The sequence below is a fragment of the candidate division TA06 bacterium genome, from assembly GCA_016235665.1.
In the GTDB taxonomy this organism is placed as follows: Bacteria; Edwardsbacteria; AC1; order AC1; family EtOH8; genus UBA5202.
On sequence record JACRJI010000016.1, the window covers coordinates 361,022 to 377,277 of the forward strand.

Sequence of the window (16,256 nt, forward strand, 5' to 3'; positions counted from 1 at the left end):
ATAAATATGGCTCTTTACGAAAACAATTCTCAGTTATATTGATTGATTTGCCCAGTTTTAAATAATCTGCGTAAATCTGTGTAATCTGTGGATAGTCCCCCTCGTTCACTTCATCGGACGGATGCGGAGCTCGATCTGCTTTTCATCCTTCAGCAGTTCCGGCAGGCCCGTAAGGTCCGTGTCCCCGTAATGGTAGGGGTAAACGACCTTCGGTTTGAAATCTTTGACCGCCTGGACCAATTGCTCCGGGGTCATGGTGTAGGGTTGGTTCATGGGAAGGAAAGCGATGTCGATGTCCTTGAGCTGCGCCATCTCCGGCGTGTTCTCGGTGTCCCCGGCCAGGTAGATATTTCTGCCGCCGATAGTCAGCACGTATCCGTTGTCCCGTCCTTTGGGGTGGAACTTGTCGCGGCCGGCGGTGGTGTTGTAGGCCGGTATCGCTTTGATCTTGATGCCATGGATGATGGCGCTGTCGCCTTGCTCCAGCGCCTGCCCGGACTTGAGAAGATTGCGGGCGGCATTGTTCAGAACCACCGCCGTGCCCTTCTTGGTGGTGGCAGCAATGGCCTGGGTGTCAAAATGGTCGTGGTGTTCGTGGGTGACCAGGATCAGGTCGGCTTTGGGAATCTTCTTGTAATCGGCGAACTCGCTGGTGGGGTCAACGTGGATGACTAGGCTCTTGTACTTTATCATTATTGTGGCGTGGCCGATGAAGTAGATGGTCAGCGGGCCGTCGCTGGTCTCGATGGTGTCGCTGGGGAACTGGGCCAGCGGATCGGCGGAGAAGGTGCTTGCCAAAGCTAACAGCAAATAGGATGCGATCGCGGTTTTCATGATGGCCTCCTTTTATCTTTTAATTTCACGGATCATTAAGCGGTTGGGATTTTCATCATCTTGTGGCCAACATAGGGGGTTATCAACGATATAACGTCTTATTTTATTGTATGATTTATCATTGCGGATGACGTGCTCGTAAAACCGGCTCTGCCAAATGGCTGGTTCGTTTTTTGCCCGAACAACATTAATTTGTCTGGTTACCGCAGATTTATAGGATCGAACAATTGTTGACAATGACCCTGCCTGAGGTTTTCCAAACGATGCGCCTGATGGTAGGGACACGGCATGCCGTGTCTCTGAAGGGGGTTCGATAATTATAATAGTGCCATGAATGTGATTTGGCATTATGATATATTCGCCCAATAGAACATTTGTAAAATGTTGTGGTATTTCTCGCCAGGATTTGTCCGCGATCTCTCCATGTCCGTTCAATTCCATCCGGCTGTTAACGATTTTACCGAAAAGGCATGATCTGCCGTGGGTGCAGATTGTTATGAAATATGCGCCTTCCTGGGAATAATCATATTCCGGCAGGCGGATGGATTTTCTGTGGAATTTAGGGTTGTTAATAGACATATCGTTGTAATTGGCAATTCCCCATAGGACACGGCATGCCGTGTCCCTACAGTTATCTGACGTCCTCCTCCCTACATATCCTGTCCCGGGCAATGGCATACGAGGCCTGCTGGATATAAGCCCGCAGATACTCAAACATTTTCCCGGCTTCTTCCGGCTTCGCTGTTTGCAGGTCATTCTTAAATGCACCGTCGTTCCTGTGATTATACAAGCCGTTGATCTTCTCCAGGTCGCTGACCAAAACCAGCCGGTCGTCGAAAACGGCGAACTCCGCCCCGTGGCGCACCACCGCGTAATGCTCCTTTTTGCCGGAGATCAGCGAACTGCCCATGGAGGCGTGGGTGGTAGAGAGGTTCAGCAGGTCCAGAAACGTGGGCATAATGTCCACCTGCGAACCGATGCCGTCCTCCCGGGCCGGCGCCAGGCCTTGAGGCCGGTAGATCAACAACGGCACCTGGAAGATGGAGGCAAAGTCGTTGCGCATGGAATGGTAGGGATGGTCGCCGGTTATTATGAATACTGTGTTTTCATACCAATCCTGGTTCCGGGCTTGTTCAAAAAACCTTTTAAGACTGTAGTCGGAATATCGCAAAGCCCGCCGGAACCTGTCATCATCCTTGAACTTTGAAAACAAAGCTTCGCGGTAACTTGGTATCTTGAGGGGATCATGCGGCGACAGAGAGAAGATCACCGAGGCGAATGGTTTCTTGAAACTGTTCATCCGCGACAGGGCGTCCAAAAAGAACTCCTCGTCGTAAACCCCCCAGGTGCCGTCCTGCAGGGAGTCGGCCAGTCCGGGAAAGTCCTCCTTGCCGTAGTATTTCTGGAACCCGGCGGTGCGGGCGTAGGCGTCAAAGCCCATGGAGCCCACCTTGGCCCCGTGATGGAACGAGGTGGTGTAGCCCCGCTTTAACAGGATGTGCCCCAGCCCCAGCACCCGGTTCATCTCGGCCCGTGAGCCGATGAAAGAGTTGTTGTTGTAGAAGGCCGGGATGGATGTCAAAATGGCCGGCACCGCCTCCAGCGAACGCTGAGAGTTGGCCATGAAGTTGGTGAACAGCAGACCTTGGACGGCCAGACTGTCGAAGAAGGGCGTGGCGCTTGGCCTGCCCGGGGCCGAGCCCACCTGCCCGGCCGACCAGCTTTCCATGATGAAGATCACCAGGTTCAGCTTCTTCTCAGGACTCGGGAATTGCTTTTGTCTTAAGAAGGGATACTCCCGGTCCGCCATTGTTTCATTGGGGTCGCGGAGCATCGTCTCCACCAGTTCCTGAGCCTGCTCCCGGGGCATGAACTGGAATTCCGCCAGCTTGGGCTGGCTAAGGCTGCGCAGCACGGTGAAGGTGGAGTTGAGGGCCAGGTAACCCGCCGCCCGGCTCTCGCTAAAGAAGGCGTGATTCTGCCGGATGGGCTTGGACTGCAGGCCGCCCCGGATCCCCAGCACCGCCAGCCCGACGATCAGGACCAGGCTTAGGGATTCGGTGAATGGGTTGAATTTATAAACTATCTTTTTATCCAGCCGGGTAAAGAATTTAAGGCTGGAGTATATGAACAAACCAGAGAGCACTGCTAAAAGCAGGAACAGCGGCCAGTAACCCCGGACCAGGCTGGGAACCATGTCCATCGTTTCGCGGGGCATGGCAAACAGCTCGAACATCAGGCGGCGCTGGGTGAAGGCGTAATAGCCGTAATCGGTCAGGTTGACGATGAAGCCCGGCATGTTCACCAGCCAGAAAAGCGCCAGCATTGTTTTGGAATACCATTGATACCTCCCGGGGAACCCCGGCAGGTTGTACAACAGCAAAATGACCCCGTTCAGCATCAGCAGGGCCGAGAGGTCGAAGCGCAGGCCGTAGACAAAGGCCCACAACACCTGCCCGGCCGGCACGCCGGCAAAGTACTGGCGGTTGGCGACCAGGAACCCCAGCCGCAGGAGTTCATAGCAGACTAACAGGTATATGAACCCAGCCAGGCTGATTTTAAGCGGCTTTGGGATAATCTTCATTTCAATCTGTAAAAGCTTTTTTTGCTGCTTTGGTCTTAAATAGTTTTACTTTTTGAGAGCTGGACTCTAAAAATCTGAATAGCTTATTAGCTATTTGGGGAACTTGTGTACCACTTGTGCATATACTATCATTTTGCATATAAACCTTCAAATTATAAAATGGGCCAGAACTAAAAACCATGATCTCATCAACCTTCTTGCCTGTGTTGTCGTAGTAGCTATAGGCTGGATTTAAATTAACCTTTCGTAAAGCACTATGTTTCAAGCATATTTTAAGAGCTTCAAAAAGCGAATCCTCCATTATGCCTTGATAATACCCTTTTTGTGCCTTGTTATCTACACTATGATAATAGTAATTTCTGTTTTTATCTATTATCATTTGAAAATGAATATCATACCAATCTGAGTAATCCTTTGAAAAATATATTTTATCAAACGCAACAATAGACGAATCGTAATAGTGGTCGGATTTATAATATGTAAATGATTCCGTGCTGTCGATCAAATATTTGTCAAGAATTGTTGTCCCCCATTCAATGCCAACTGGCCGGAAAGGCTTAAGGACAATAGAATCAGCATTTTGTGATTGGATTATGAAGCCGTAGCCACGCGTATGATTCAATGTATCGGCCGTTGTTAAATAATGTTCATATATTAGCAGGCTATCGTTGCTTGTTGAATATTTATAGTCAGATTCATCTGACAGAATACTGTAAGACGCTAATGTATCATTAAACGATAAACATTCAAGATGATTACCAACCCATGTCGTTCCTTTCAACTCAAAAGCAGTAATCAACGCAAACGATCTAACGAGAAGTAATATGACAACAAAATATTTTTTCATGATAGTACCTGTTTAATTATTATTCTTTGCTTCCGATGATTTATATTCTTCCGCCAGCTCCACATAGTGCCTGGCGCTGGCCCTGATCTTCTCCACCGCCTCTTCCGGCAGCTGCCGCTTGACCTCGGCCGGCATGCCCATCACCATGGAGCGGGGCGGGATCTGCTGGCCTTCCTTGACCAGGGCCCCGGCCGCGACCACCGAACCGGCCCCGATCCTGGCCCCGGACAGCACCGTGGCCCCCATGCCTATCAGGCAGTCGTCCTCTATCTTGCAGCCGTGCAGGATGGCCCCGTGCCCCACCGTCACCCGGTCGCCGATGATGGTGGCGCAATCGCCCAACCCCCGGTCGTTAAGGTCCACGTGGATCACCGTGTTCTCCTGGATGTTGGTCTCCTTGCCGATGCGGATGTGGTTGATGTCCGCCCGGATGGCCACCCCGTACCAGATGCTGGCTCTTTCACCGATCTCCACATCGCCGATTATGACCGCGGTTTCAGCCACGAAGGCGGCGGGGCTGATCTTGGGAGTTTTAGCTTTGTAGGGTTTTATCATTGCTTTATCGCTTTATTATTCTGTTTCTCTTACGTTTATAACTTTTAAACCTTTTGAATATTTCAAACCTATTTATAGTCCCAACTCTTCAGATATCCCTTGCATCGCCTTTAAGCACTTCTCCACAAATTCCTCCAAACTCAGCCCCAGCCTGTCGCAGGTCTGGATCTGCTCCCGGTTAGCCCCGGCAGCAAAACGCTTTTCCTTGTAGCGCTTCATGATGAACGGCACGTCCACATTGGCCAGTTTCTTGCTGGGGTGCATCAGGGCCGCGGCCACTATCAGCCCGGTCAGGGAGTCCGCCGCGTACAGGGCGTAATCCATTTTCGACTTGGTCTCCACGTGCCCGGGGTGGGCCCGGATGCAATAAATGACCTCGTTCGGGATGCCCCTGCCCTCCAGCATTTGGGCGGTGACCTTGCCGTGGTTGGGGAAATCGTTCACCGTCTGGTCGTAATCAAGGTCGTGCAGCAGGCCGGCCAGGCCCCACTGGTCTGCGTCCTCGTTGAAATGCGCGGCCAGCTCCCGCATGCAGGCCTCGGCCGCCAGCATGTGTTTCTGCAGGTTTTTGTTGGGGATGGTCTGCTCCAGCAGGGCTTTTGCTTCATCGCGTTGCATGATGTTCTCCGTGAATTTGTTTTTATTTTACTACAGAAGGCACAAAAGACTAAAAAAGATTGTTTTCAGCATACAGAGATTATGCGCTTTTTGTGCATTTTGTGGTTAATTGAATCCCTGCTTGACTTCTTTGTCCCGATGTAAGATAATTCACCCATGCGCAGACTGACCAACAAAATAAAACGCCTGATCATCTGGGGTCTGTTCCTGCTGGCGGCCTATGTGCTGGCCTCGGTGGCCTGGGACATGCTGCATCTGCCGCAGATAGACGGGCTAAAGACCAGGAACCCAAAGACCACCGCCCTGATGGAACAGCGGAGAAGAGAGGCCCGGGCCAAGGGGCAGTCTTTTTCGCCCAACCAGGAGTTCGTGCCCTACGGCCAGATCTCGCCTTATCTGAAGAACGCTGTGCTGGTAGCCGAGGACGCCGGCTTTTTCTCCCATCAGGGGATAGACTACGCCGAGGTCAGGGAGGCCATCAAGGCCGACTGGAAGAAGAAGCGCTGGGCCAGGGGGGCTTCCACCATCACCATGCAGCTGGCCAAGAACCTGTATCTATCAACCTCCAAGAGCCTGACCAGGAAGATCTCCGAGGCGGTGCTGGCCAGCAGAATGGACGGCTGCCTGAGCAAGGTCAGGATTTTTGAGCTGTACCTGAATTACATCGAATGGGGTCCGGGATTGTTTGGGTGCCAGGCGGCTTCGCGCTTTTACTTCGGCTGTGAGGTTTCGCAACTGACGCCGGAGCAGGCCGTCAGAATGGCTTCGATCATCATCAATCCCCGGAGATACGGGCCCTTTGCCGACAGCAAGCGGATGACCACCCGCCGTAAATGGATCGCCCGGAAGATGCTGGAATACGGGCATTTGACCCAGGCGGAACACGATGCCTTGGGTTTTTAGAATTCACCGACGGAGCTTCTCCAGTTCTTTCTCCAACTCATCGGCCCTTTCCCGGAACTCGGCCTTGGGAATGCTTTCATAGGCCTTCCGGTACAGCTCCCTCCCCCTGATCCCGTGGTCAGGGTTTTTTGTTATCTTGAATAGCTCGTAGTAGATGGCGGCCTGTTCGCTTTCACCGGGTGTCTTCGACAACAATTCCCGGAGGGCTTGGGCAGAAGCATCGGGGCTGGGCCGGGTGGCCGCGTCCAGCAAAGCAGCGGAAAAGACATAATCAGGGCTCCCCAGTTCACCGGCCAACTGCCGTCCCTCTTCCAGCAAAGTCCTGCAAGACGCTTTATCATTCTGCCTTCGCCGCAGTTCGGCGAACGACAGCAGCGATTCGCAAAGCTGCCCCAGGGCGGATATCTCGCTGCTGATCTCTATCGACTGCCGGTAAAACGCCGCCGCCTTCTCCCATTCACCCTGATCCCGGTAGATGTCGGCCGTGTTGCCCAGGGAAAGGCACAGGATGGGCTTGTTCCCCAGCTTCCGGGCGATATCGGTCTGGACGGCATAGTCTTTAAGGGCGTTTTGCCTGTCACCCATCAGGGCAAAGGTCACTCCCCTGTTGCCTTCGGGATTGCTCAATCCGCTGATGTCGCCCAACTCGCGGAAGATCCCTGAGGAGGCCTGAAAATCGCTGATGGCCTGCTGGTATTTGCCCAGCAGATTGTAGATAATTCCCCGGTTATTCAGCACCCGGGCCAGCCCCAATCTGTCACCGTTTTGGTGGCAGAGGGCCTCCTGCTGGCGGTAACAGTCCAATGCCCCGTCTATCGCCCCCAGGCACCAATATATCACCCCCTGGTCGCCCAGAGCGTCGCCGATGCATTCTTTGTCGTCCAGCCTTTGGGATATCTCAAGCCTTTGCTGATTGTAATCCAGCGCTTTTTGATACTGCCCCTGCATGCGATATACCCATCCCAGATTTCCCAGCACCATGGCCAGCCCTTTAAGGTTTCCGGCCGTTTCATTAAGGCTTCGGGCCGACATAAGGGAATCCCTGGCTTCGTCGTACCGGCCGCGGTTGCCAAACAATACTCCCAGCCGGGACCGGCTCTCGGCTTCGAGCTGCGGCCGGACGGCCTTAGCAGCGGCCAGAGAGTTCTCCCGGTATAATTCCTCGGCCCGGTTCCACTCTCCGGTCAGGTCCAGCAGTTCAGCCTTGCGGTGGATAAGGTGATAGGGATAAAATTCCTCCGTCGGCTTTGGTATGACTATCCATACCAATTGCTTCCTATGTCTGACGGCCGGATTCATTGTCAGCAGGTCAAATGCAGGCAGGCAACGACCTTCTCCTTTTTGCCGGATGAATTATTGTATTCTTCCACGGCTTTTTCAGTGGGCATCACTAAAAGCCGGATGCCGTTACCCCGGCAATATTCCTCCACCTTCTGGTCCACCTGCATCAGACCCGGCAGGCCCTGGCCTACGATCAGGACTTCTGGCTTGAGTGCTAAGATGTCCGTCAGGTCCTCCATCTGCAGCAGGTGGCCTTCCTTGCGCCACCACTTGTCGTTGACATGGCCGGGATAGATGGTCAAGTCGGACTTAAATTCCTGGCCTCCGATCTTGATCAACCCGAAGGAATAGCTTTCGATCTTCATGCTAAAACCATTTTAGTTTTTCTTTTTCATACCGGTAAAATTTTCCCAACAGATGCAGGCTGCAAGCCCAGCAATACAGCCCCGTGAATACGGCCACTGCCGGGCCGATAAAAGGGATCTCCCACAAAAGCAGGGCCGGCATGGAGGGCAGCAGCAGCGCCCAGAACAGAAGGCAGAGTTTAAGGTAATTCCGGCCGCTTTTGGCCATGGAATCCAGCACCTGCGAGGGCAGCAAAGAGGGCCACAGTTTTTGGGACATCACCATCATCAAATATGACATGGGAAAATACAGCATTCCCAGCAGCAGGGTGAAAACTGTCAGGGAAACGGAAGGGCTTATTTTTTTCTGGGCGGTGGCCATGATCGTCATGATCAATGGCATGAAGGACCACAAACCCACCGCCAGCGCCTTAAGGGCCGGGCCCAGCAGGTTGGCAAAAACATCCCCAAACCCCGGCCAGTCGGGAAAACCCGATTTTCCCGCGGCTGCCCTTCGGGTGATCGAAGTATACAATCCCGGCAGCATCAGAATAATTACCAGCCCCAAGATCCCTCCCAACGCAAAAAAGACTATGGAGAATATCCTCAGCAGGGGCATGGCCTCCAGCAGGGACTCGAATATTTTCCCGGAAGCAAAGAACAGCGACGCCAGGCCCAACATCATCAATCCTTCCCTCTGGGCAGGGTAAAGCAGGATGCTTTTCATGTCCCTCCAGAAAGGGATCTCCTTTTTATGGGTTTCCCGCCACTGCCCGAATTCATCGGGGCCCAATTCTACCGCTAGCGCTTCTGTTACCAAAGGATTTTCAGGTTCCAGCTCCCCGGCTGTCAAAAGATTGTGCCTGGCTTCTTTGGGCAGGCCTGCCTCCCTTGCGGCCCGGGACAGTTCCAATAGGTCCTGAACCTGCGGCTTTTTGTCTTTCAACGAATCCTGGAGCCGGTTGAACTCATCCAGTTTGGCCGGACTGATGTCATCCTGGTTCATCGGACCTCCTTATTAATGTAGGGAGCAAGTATTTTCATTATCCGGGGGTCCGGTTTTATCCCGGCCTTGACGGCCCGGTCATAAAATCCTGCAGCTTCGGCAAACTTGTCCTGGAGGTAGCAGGCCAGGGCCAGGCGGTCCAAGGTCTCGGGATCATTTGAATTCAGGGCCAGGGCAGCGCGGTACTGAATTTCGGCCCCGGGCCAGTCGCCCAGTTTGGTATAGACCAAACCCAGGTTCTTGCGCAGGCCGGGGTCATCCGGGAGATTTCGGACGGCGCTGATGAAGGCTTTTTCTGCCCCGGTCCACTTGCCCTGTTCCATCAGGACCAAGCCCAGGTCACTCTCTATCAGCGGATCGCCGGGCCTTAAGACCAGGGATTTTTGGAATTCCCTTTCTGCCAGATCCGCATGGCCTTGGGCGTAGTAGCGCTGGCCCAGCACCGTATGGGCAAAATACGAATGGGGCGAATGCTCAATGGCGTTTTCCCAAAAAGAGATATCGTTGCGGTACACAGCGGAGTGTTTCGTGGTTGTTGCAGAGAACAATAACAGTACAGTAACCGCCGGGAGCAGTGACCATTTTTTTTCGGACAGTTTTTGAACCGGAACCAGCTCCATCGTCATCATCATAAAACCCATCAAGGGCAGGTAGAGGCGCTGTTCCAGCAGATAAGCAAAGTTCAGGGTCCTCAGCGCCGTCGGCAGCAGAAAGACCAGGAACCAGGCGGCTCCGAAAAGAAAGTATCTTTTCCGGGTTATCCCCCCCAGCAGGGCCAGGAGCAACAGGAGGACCAGGGTGGCCAGGCCCCAAACCGGCTGAGAGTCGGCCGGGATGGGCATCACAGAAAGGTTGACGGGAAAGACGATCTTTCCCAGATAACTGAATAACCCGATGACATTCTCATATTGCGTGTTGAACTGGGGAGTGACATCTTTTGCCACCTGCCATCTCATAATCATAAAAACAGCCAGCACTGCAAACCATACCGCACCCGGCGGCCAAAGGTTTTTATACTGCCATTTGCGTTTTGATGGCAAGACTAAGATCAGGCTGCAGATCACCGGGACGATCACCGCCGTTTCCTTGGCAAACAAGGCTCCGGCAAAAAAAAGCCCATGCAGCCACAGCCAGCGGGGTTTATAAAGATATTTTATAAAGGTCATCACCGAACCCAGCACCATTATAGCCAGCACCGTTTCGTAACGGCCGGGGATGAAGGCCACGGCATGGGTAAGCACCGGATGGCAGGCAAACAGCAGACCAAAGAACAATGAAGTTTTCCGGGGATATCCCAAAAGCAGCAGAAGCTTGAAAAACAGCTCGGAAGCTAAAAGGTGAAAAAAAATGTTGGACAAATGATAGCCCATCGGATCCTTCCCGGTCCACAGGGCGTCGGCCATGAATGTTAGCGTCACCAGCGGCCGGTAATAGACGCCGGGAGACTGCCAGTTCATGTCGGTCTTGAAGGCGGTGAATATATTATGCCAGGATGAGATGTTCCCGAAATTTTGCAGTATCAGGTGATCGTCGTCATAATTGGCGAACCCGAAGAAGACCGCCCTGAAATAGACCGCCAGCCCCAGCAGGGCGATGCCAAGGTATGGCCGCCAGCCCTCGGTCAGCCGGTCAAAGACCAAAGAAGGTCCTTTGATGCTCATGTCCTTCAACACTGTTACGACAGGCGCGGTTTACAGATGATCTCGTGGACCTTCAGGTCAAAGAAATCCTGGGCGTTGACCGGGGTCAGCACCACCGCGGTGTCGGCCCCGCTGCCGGTGCCCCCGATGCAGACCGCCTCCTCCCTGACCGAGACCAGTCCGGCGTCGGCCGCCATCAACGCTATTTCCAGACAGACCTTAAACCCCTGGCCCATGGTGCGCAGGGTGTAGGCGATGATCTCGTCCAGCTGGTAGGTCTTCAGCTTGAAGCGCACCGCCCGGTTGACCCCGCCCAAAGCGTGCTGGCAGGTAAGGACCTTGGCCCCCAGTTTTTCCAGACCGTCCTTGTTCTCTTTGGACAGTTCCTGGATGTCCTTGGCCGAGAAGCCTGTGGAATGCGTCACCGCCACAACAGTGAAGTCTTTGAACAGTCTGGCGGCCTCCAGGGCCGTGGCTCCGGAAGTGGTGGCAATTATGATATTCTTGATCCCCAGCTCTTTTGCCCTTTGTCCGGCCAGCTCAAAAGTCTTTACGGTGTTGCCTGGTCCGGTCTTCTCAAAATAAACCTGGTTCATGTTTTCCCCTTCAGCCTTTGATTTCTTTTTTCGATCTCTTCCATGATCTCCTCGGCCACCTGCAGCGCCCTCAGGCCGTCCCGGCCGCTTACCAATGGGATCGTGTCATTGATGATGCAATCGGCAAAGGATCCCAGTTCGGCCTTCAGCTGCTCGACCTGGTCGATCTCCGGTTCGATGAGTTCCATTACTTGTGAAAGATCGGACACCCCGCCGGGATCACCCTTCAGCTTGTGGACCCTGACCCCGTGATTCAAAAAGTCCACGGCGACGTAGGAATCCTTCTGGAAGAACCGCATTTTGCGCTCTTTTTTGCCGGAGATGCGGGAGGCGGTAAGGTTGGCCACGCACCCGTTCTTGAACTCCAGCCGGGCGTTGGCGATGTCCTCCCGGCCGCTGACCAGGCTGCAGCCGATGGCCGAGACCCGCTCCAGCTCGGAGTTGACAAGGCTGAGGACGATGTCGATGTCGTGGATCATCAGGTCCAGCACCACCGGCACGTCGGTGTTGCGTCCTCCAAAGGGTGAGATCCGCAGACATTCGATAAATTTCGGGTCGTGGATATGGGGGGACGCAGCCAGCAGCGCCGGATTGAAGCGCTCGATGTGCCCCACCTGCAGTTTGAGGTTATTGGAACCAGCCAGTTTTAACAGCTCTTCGGCCTGCTCCACCGTGGCGGTGATTGGCTTTTCCACCAGTACGTGTTTTCCTGCCTCCAGGGAGTCCCTGGCTACTTGATGGTGCATGGTAGTGGGAACAACTATGCTGACCGCATCCACCTGTTTCAGCAATTCCCGGTGATCGGCAAAGAACGGCACCTGGTGCCTCCCGGCGATCTCCCGCCCCCGGGTTTCATTGAGGTCGGCCACTCCGGCCAGTTCGGCATTGGTAAGTTCGGCGCAAACCCGGGCATGGTGCTGGCCCAGGCTGCCCACGCCGATGACGCCGATTTTAAGCTTAGCCAAATGTCATTCCTTCCTGTCAAAGATTTTGGATATATCCGGTAGCTGGCCTGTCAGTTCTCCCACTTTGCGGCCTTAAGTTTTTTTGCTTTCTCCTGTTCCACCTTCTGCTCGATGGCGATTTCCGGGATCGAGCCGGCATCTCCGGCCAGCACCTCGTCCAGCGCCCGGTCGTACCCGGCCCGGTCTTTCACCTCCGGGTAATAGTTCTCGGCCATCAGCACCTTGGTGGCCAGGTAGGCCGGCGCTATCGCGATGGCCTCTTCATAGTATTGCTTCGACTTCTTCATGTCGCCGCCCGCTATGCCCGGGGCTATCGCGTAAAAGGCCCCCAGCCAGCGGGCCGGTCCGCCGTAATAAAAGGCCTTGTCTATGGAATACAGGTAGGTGATCATCTTGCGGGCCTGCTTGGCGGGACCCAGCTGCTTGAGGATGTTGCGCATCTTTCCCCACTTGCCGTAGCAGGTGGCGGCCCAGAAGATGCCGCCGGCGAATTCTTTGGGCACCCCGTTGATGGCGTCGCCCATGCCTTTCTTTTCGGCCTGATAGCGCTGTTTGAACCCCGGGTCGTAGCACAGCGCCTTGATCCCCCACTCGTAGCCGGTGTAATAGTCCCTGGATTTCTGCTCCCCCTGCTCGAAGGCATCGGCCAGGAAATAGTAGGCGTAGGACAGCCTTTCGGCCAGGGCGTAGCTGGGCTCAGACTCGTAGGCTTTCTGGTAGATCTCTATGGCCTTTTTCAGCGAGGCCGGTTCCCCTCGTTTTTCCCAATATTGTTTGGCCTCGTCAAAGCCAGGCTGGGCTTGCAGCAGCGAAGCACACAAGGCCAGGATCGCCAGGACAATGGTCATTTTTCTCATGGTTATACCTTTCATATTGATCTGATTTAATGCACGTTTTCCGGGCCGGTCAAATAGAACTTCTCTTTTGTCATCCGCACCATAAAGACATCTGTCCGCGATGGGTCGTGTTCGAAACCAATTGACAGGAGCGCTTTCTGTCCGGCGGTGTTCTCCGGCGCGATCGGATCGGCCATCACCTCGCCGCCAAAGACGCTGAAAAAGTATTCCAGGATAAGCCTGGCCGCCTCAGAACCGTAGTTCTTGTATCTGTGGCGCGCCTCGACTTTAATGTTGAATTCCGCCGTTTTCGTGCCGGGGTCAAAACGATGGAAGCTGGCCTCGCCCACCGGCAGGTTCTCCCGGTTGATTATCAGAAAATAGCGGTCCCCGGGCGAACCGGGATCGACCATTTTTTCGAACCAGCGCCGGGCCTGAAGGGCATCAATAATCAACGGGCCGCCCACTTCCTTCATGGTGACCGGATCAGCCCACAGCTCTTGAATGTACGGCAGGTCATCAAGGCTTGGAGGGCGCAGTCTGACATTTTCCGATGTTAAATTCAGATCTCTGTTCATAGGGCATCAAAGGTTAATAATATCCTAATAAAACCGCTTTGTAAAGCAAAAAAAGCCCCCGAATCACGGGAGCTTTTCGTTGGGAACAGTGGACCTAGGCCCTGTACTTATCGATGTAACAGAATTCATCAAAAGGCAGCCTTGGAGGCCGGACGGCCTCGCCCGCGGCCTGGTCCGGGCTCAGTTTGGGGCTTATTTTTTCATCGCGCTTCCCAACGTTGATCAGCGTGATCAGATTCATGTCCTCCGGGATGCCCAGCACCTCCCGGGCTTTGGCCGGATCGAACCCGGCTATGGGATGGGCCACCAACCCCAGCTCCGTGGCCCGAAGGATCAGAGACATCACCCCCATCCCGGTGTCGAACAAATTATACTCCCGGCCGTCCTTCATCACACAGTCCAGTTCCTTTTTGCTGAACACGGCAATGATCATTGAAGCCTCCTGCGCCCACTCGTTTCCCTTGGAAAGGGCCGGGCGCAGTTGTGACAAAGCTTCCCGGCCGTAAGCAAAGACGAAACGCCAGGGCTGCTTGTTGAAGCAGGAGGGGGCCAGCGAAGCGGCTGTGGCCAGGTCCTCCACCATTTCTTTTGTGATCTGGACCGGGGCCAGCGAGCGGTAGGCCCGCCGGGACTGGATTGCGGTTTTGACGTCCATGGTTTGTATCCTTTTTTTCAGTAGTATCTTCGCTTATTGAAACAATATACTACCGATTTACCGATTTTTCAAGCCTTTTTACGCTTCTTGAATTGACGTAACTGGCAAAGACCATCAGTACCCGCGGTCTAACGGGCTGTTGGTATTTATTATACAATACCCGCCGCACCTGCCCCACCGAGTCGTACTGGGTGTTGACGATGGTGGCCTTGCCGTCCGTCTCCCGCTTTTGGGACTGGATTAAAACCCCAAGGCACATGCTTTGGGGTTTTGTCTGTGCGTCGTAATGTTGTAAGCATTTATTATTGGCTTTTATTCTTTTCTAAATAATATGGATTATCAAAGATACAGAATTTACCTTCATCAAAATATGCTATGCTACGCCCATCGGGTGAAAATGATATATGGTATGTTTCTACGGAATAAGCGTATTTGTAGCCAGGATGACCATAATCACTATAATATTTAAAAGGTAAAATGTAAGTATTTTCAATAGCTCCACTTTCAATATTTATAACGTAAAGTTTTGCAGAATCAGTTTCTGTCTTGGTCGTAATGAACAATTGTCTGGCACCATTATAATTTGGCACACACATACTAGACACACTATCTTTAATAGAGGTAAGTAATACTAACTCTTGTTTACTTTTTATGTCGCCTTTATAAATATCGAAACCTCTATTACTATCAGATACATATGTCGAAAAAATAAATTTACTGGTATCTATAAAAGAGATATATTTCGGTAAATATTTACCATCCAAGGTCATTATTTTAGTTTCGCTGCCAAAGTCATTGTTTGTATTTATTTTAACAAAATCGAATGTATTACTAATAAAATAATCATTTAGCCAATTAATGTAACCAAATTTACCTTTGGCAGCTAATATATAACTACTGCTTGGGTGCCAACAAAAACCAAAACATATTATTTTGTTAGCATTTTGTACGTTTTTTGATTCATATAAGTACTTTACTTCATTCTGATTTTGTACATCAAGGATTGAATAATCCCAATCATTAAATGTCATCCTTGCCATAAATTCACCACCCATTAGTTTTTTTGGAAATAATTCATGACGTGATTTTGAACTTTTAAATAATATCAGCTTTTTAGAAGCCCCTGGTGATACATCATAATTTAACAGATAATAGTCTGTGTTTAAAATCGGTTTAGGTTTCTTGTGCGTTATATTGTATTCAAATAATTCACCACCCAAAGGCATCATATAAAAAATAGTATTATTGCCATCATAATACAATTTATCTACAAAGCCAACCCCGACATTGTATGGGTAATTATATTTATTGATTTTATAACTGCCGCATTGAAAAAGGAATACGATTGGTATTATAGTAATTAATATTTTAAGCATTTTAGAAATCCTTTATTTTAATTAATTAAGGTTTCAGGTATTCGTAAAATTGCTTTAACAAAGAAGAGAGATTAAATTGAACCGCTCTGTTAATATTGTTCATTATATTAGGCATCAACGCACGTGCAGGATTATCATATATTTTTGAAGGTTCATATTCACCCGTTAGCACATTCTCAACCCATTCTGTATCATGGTATTCATTATTTCCACTTATATAATCTCGCAGGTGAAATCCTTCATGTAACGTACCGGCAATTAAAGTATTAATATCAATGTTTTTACCTACAGTTATACAGTTACCATCAGTTCCTATTTTATAATTATTACCTTCTGTCATCTCAATTTTTGCACAACGATAGGCCGCAACATTTTCTCTAGCATCTGCATCACCATATAATGCTGAAACATATAACGTACGCATCATTGTGTTTTGTATTTCTTTACTAACATCTTTAAAATTGACACCTGAACTCGCCCACATATACGCCGGGGCTGCTTGTTGTGCTGACCAATTACCATTTTCAACCGCTGGATCCACACCCCAACCACAATAAATACGATTTATTACATTACCCCATTGATCGCAATCAATAAATACGATGCCGATTTCTTCATCACCAGGCTGTATTGCACTA

General features: G+C 51.5%; 19 protein-coding genes. 1 reads left to right on the forward strand and 18 read right to left on the reverse strand.

Translation table 11 applies throughout. The features are described from left to right. Window positions 1-105 precede the first annotated feature (105 nt). The 6 genes from HZA73_11965 to HZA73_11990 form a co-directional block, all read right to left on the reverse strand. Window positions 106-834 carry an MBL fold metallo-hydrolase gene (locus HZA73_11965; protein MBI5806737.1) on the reverse strand — a complete coding sequence of 243 codons (729 nt, stop codon included), beginning with the start codon at window positions 832-834 and terminating at the stop codon, window positions 106-108. A 12-nt stretch (window positions 835-846) separates the two neighbouring features. Next, window positions 847-1,413: a transposase gene (locus HZA73_11970; GenBank protein MBI5806738.1), complete on the reverse strand. Its 567-nt coding sequence runs from the start codon at window positions 1,411-1,413 to the stop codon at window positions 847-849. A 52-nt stretch (window positions 1,414-1,465) separates the two neighbouring features. After that, on the reverse strand, window positions 1,466-3,418 hold the full coding sequence (locus tag HZA73_11975) for a sulfatase-like hydrolase/transferase (GenBank protein ID MBI5806739.1): 1,953 nt from the start codon (window positions 3,416-3,418) through the stop codon (window positions 1,466-1,468). A gap of 1 nt (window position 3,419) precedes the next feature. Then, on the reverse strand, window positions 3,420-4,265 hold the full coding sequence (locus HZA73_11980) for a hypothetical protein (GenBank protein MBI5806740.1): 846 nt from the start codon (window positions 4,263-4,265) through the stop codon (window positions 3,420-3,422). Between the two features lie 12 nt (window positions 4,266-4,277). After that, window positions 4,278-4,820: a gamma carbonic anhydrase family protein gene (locus tag HZA73_11985; protein ID MBI5806741.1), complete on the reverse strand. Its 543-nt coding sequence runs from the start codon at window positions 4,818-4,820 to the stop codon at window positions 4,278-4,280. Window positions 4,821-4,892: 72 nt separating this feature from the next. Further along, window positions 4,893-5,438, reverse strand: a complete 546-nt coding sequence (locus HZA73_11990) for an HDIG domain-containing protein (GenBank protein MBI5806742.1) — start codon at window positions 5,436-5,438, stop codon at window positions 4,893-4,895. 156 nt (window positions 5,439-5,594) lie between these two features. On the opposite strand from HZA73_11990, the gene mtgA reads away from it, so the two are divergent. Continuing rightward, a complete protein-coding gene (gene mtgA / locus HZA73_11995; protein ID MBI5806743.1) occupies window positions 5,595-6,341 on the forward strand; it encodes a monofunctional biosynthetic peptidoglycan transglycosylase in 747 nt (248 codons plus the stop codon). A 3-nt stretch (window positions 6,342-6,344) separates the two neighbouring features. Here the strand turns inward: mtgA and HZA73_12000 are convergent, their stop codons facing one another. The 12 genes from HZA73_12000 to HZA73_12055 form a co-directional block, all read right to left on the reverse strand. Beyond that, window positions 6,345-7,610 carry a tetratricopeptide repeat protein gene (locus tag HZA73_12000; protein ID MBI5806744.1) on the reverse strand — a complete coding sequence of 422 codons (1,266 nt, stop codon included), beginning with the start codon at window positions 7,608-7,610 and terminating at the stop codon, window positions 6,345-6,347. Window positions 7,611-7,642: 32 nt separating this feature from the next. Further along, a complete protein-coding gene (locus tag HZA73_12005; protein MBI5806745.1) occupies window positions 7,643-7,987 on the reverse strand; it encodes an Mth938-like domain-containing protein in 345 nt (114 codons plus the stop codon). Between the two features lies 1 nt (window position 7,988). Continuing rightward, on the reverse strand, window positions 7,989-8,972 hold the full coding sequence (locus HZA73_12010; protein ID MBI5806746.1) for a hypothetical protein: 984 nt from the start codon (window positions 8,970-8,972) through the stop codon (window positions 7,989-7,991). Beyond that, a complete protein-coding gene (locus HZA73_12015) occupies window positions 8,969-10,633 on the reverse strand; it encodes a tetratricopeptide repeat protein (GenBank protein ID MBI5806747.1) in 1,665 nt (554 codons plus the stop codon). The genes HZA73_12010 and HZA73_12015 overlap by 4 nt, the downstream gene beginning before the upstream one ends. A gap of 14 nt (window positions 10,634-10,647) precedes the next feature. Next, window positions 10,648-11,208, reverse strand: a complete 561-nt coding sequence (locus tag HZA73_12020; protein ID MBI5806748.1) for a hypothetical protein — start codon at window positions 11,206-11,208, stop codon at window positions 10,648-10,650. Beyond that, entirely contained in the window at window positions 11,205-12,173 is a 969-nt protein-coding gene (locus tag HZA73_12025; protein ID MBI5806749.1) for a Gfo/Idh/MocA family oxidoreductase, read from the reverse strand. Before HZA73_12025 ends, HZA73_12020 begins: the two co-directional genes overlap by 4 nt. A gap of 50 nt (window positions 12,174-12,223) precedes the next feature. Then, complete coding sequence (locus HZA73_12030) at window positions 12,224-13,030, reverse strand: hypothetical protein (GenBank protein ID MBI5806750.1); 807 nt, start codon at window positions 13,028-13,030, stop codon at window positions 12,224-12,226. Between the two features lie 26 nt (window positions 13,031-13,056). Continuing rightward, complete coding sequence (locus HZA73_12035) at window positions 13,057-13,587, reverse strand: GNAT family N-acetyltransferase (protein ID MBI5806751.1); 531 nt, start codon at window positions 13,585-13,587, stop codon at window positions 13,057-13,059. A 94-nt stretch (window positions 13,588-13,681) separates the two neighbouring features. Next, window positions 13,682-14,242, reverse strand: coding sequence for a nitroreductase family protein (locus HZA73_12040; protein ID MBI5806752.1), 561 nt, complete (start codon window positions 14,240-14,242; stop codon window positions 13,682-13,684). Window positions 14,243-14,291: 49 nt separating this feature from the next. Continuing rightward, on the reverse strand, window positions 14,292-14,501 hold the full coding sequence (locus tag HZA73_12045; GenBank protein ID MBI5806753.1) for a hypothetical protein: 210 nt from the start codon (window positions 14,499-14,501) through the stop codon (window positions 14,292-14,294). Window positions 14,502-14,544: 43 nt separating this feature from the next. Continuing rightward, entirely contained in the window at window positions 14,545-15,618 is a 1,074-nt protein-coding gene (locus HZA73_12050; GenBank protein ID MBI5806754.1) for a hypothetical protein, read from the reverse strand. A gap of 25 nt (window positions 15,619-15,643) precedes the next feature. Then, a partial coding sequence (locus tag HZA73_12055) for a hypothetical protein (GenBank protein ID MBI5806755.1) occupies window positions 15,644-16,256 on the reverse strand: 613 nt, incomplete at its 5' end.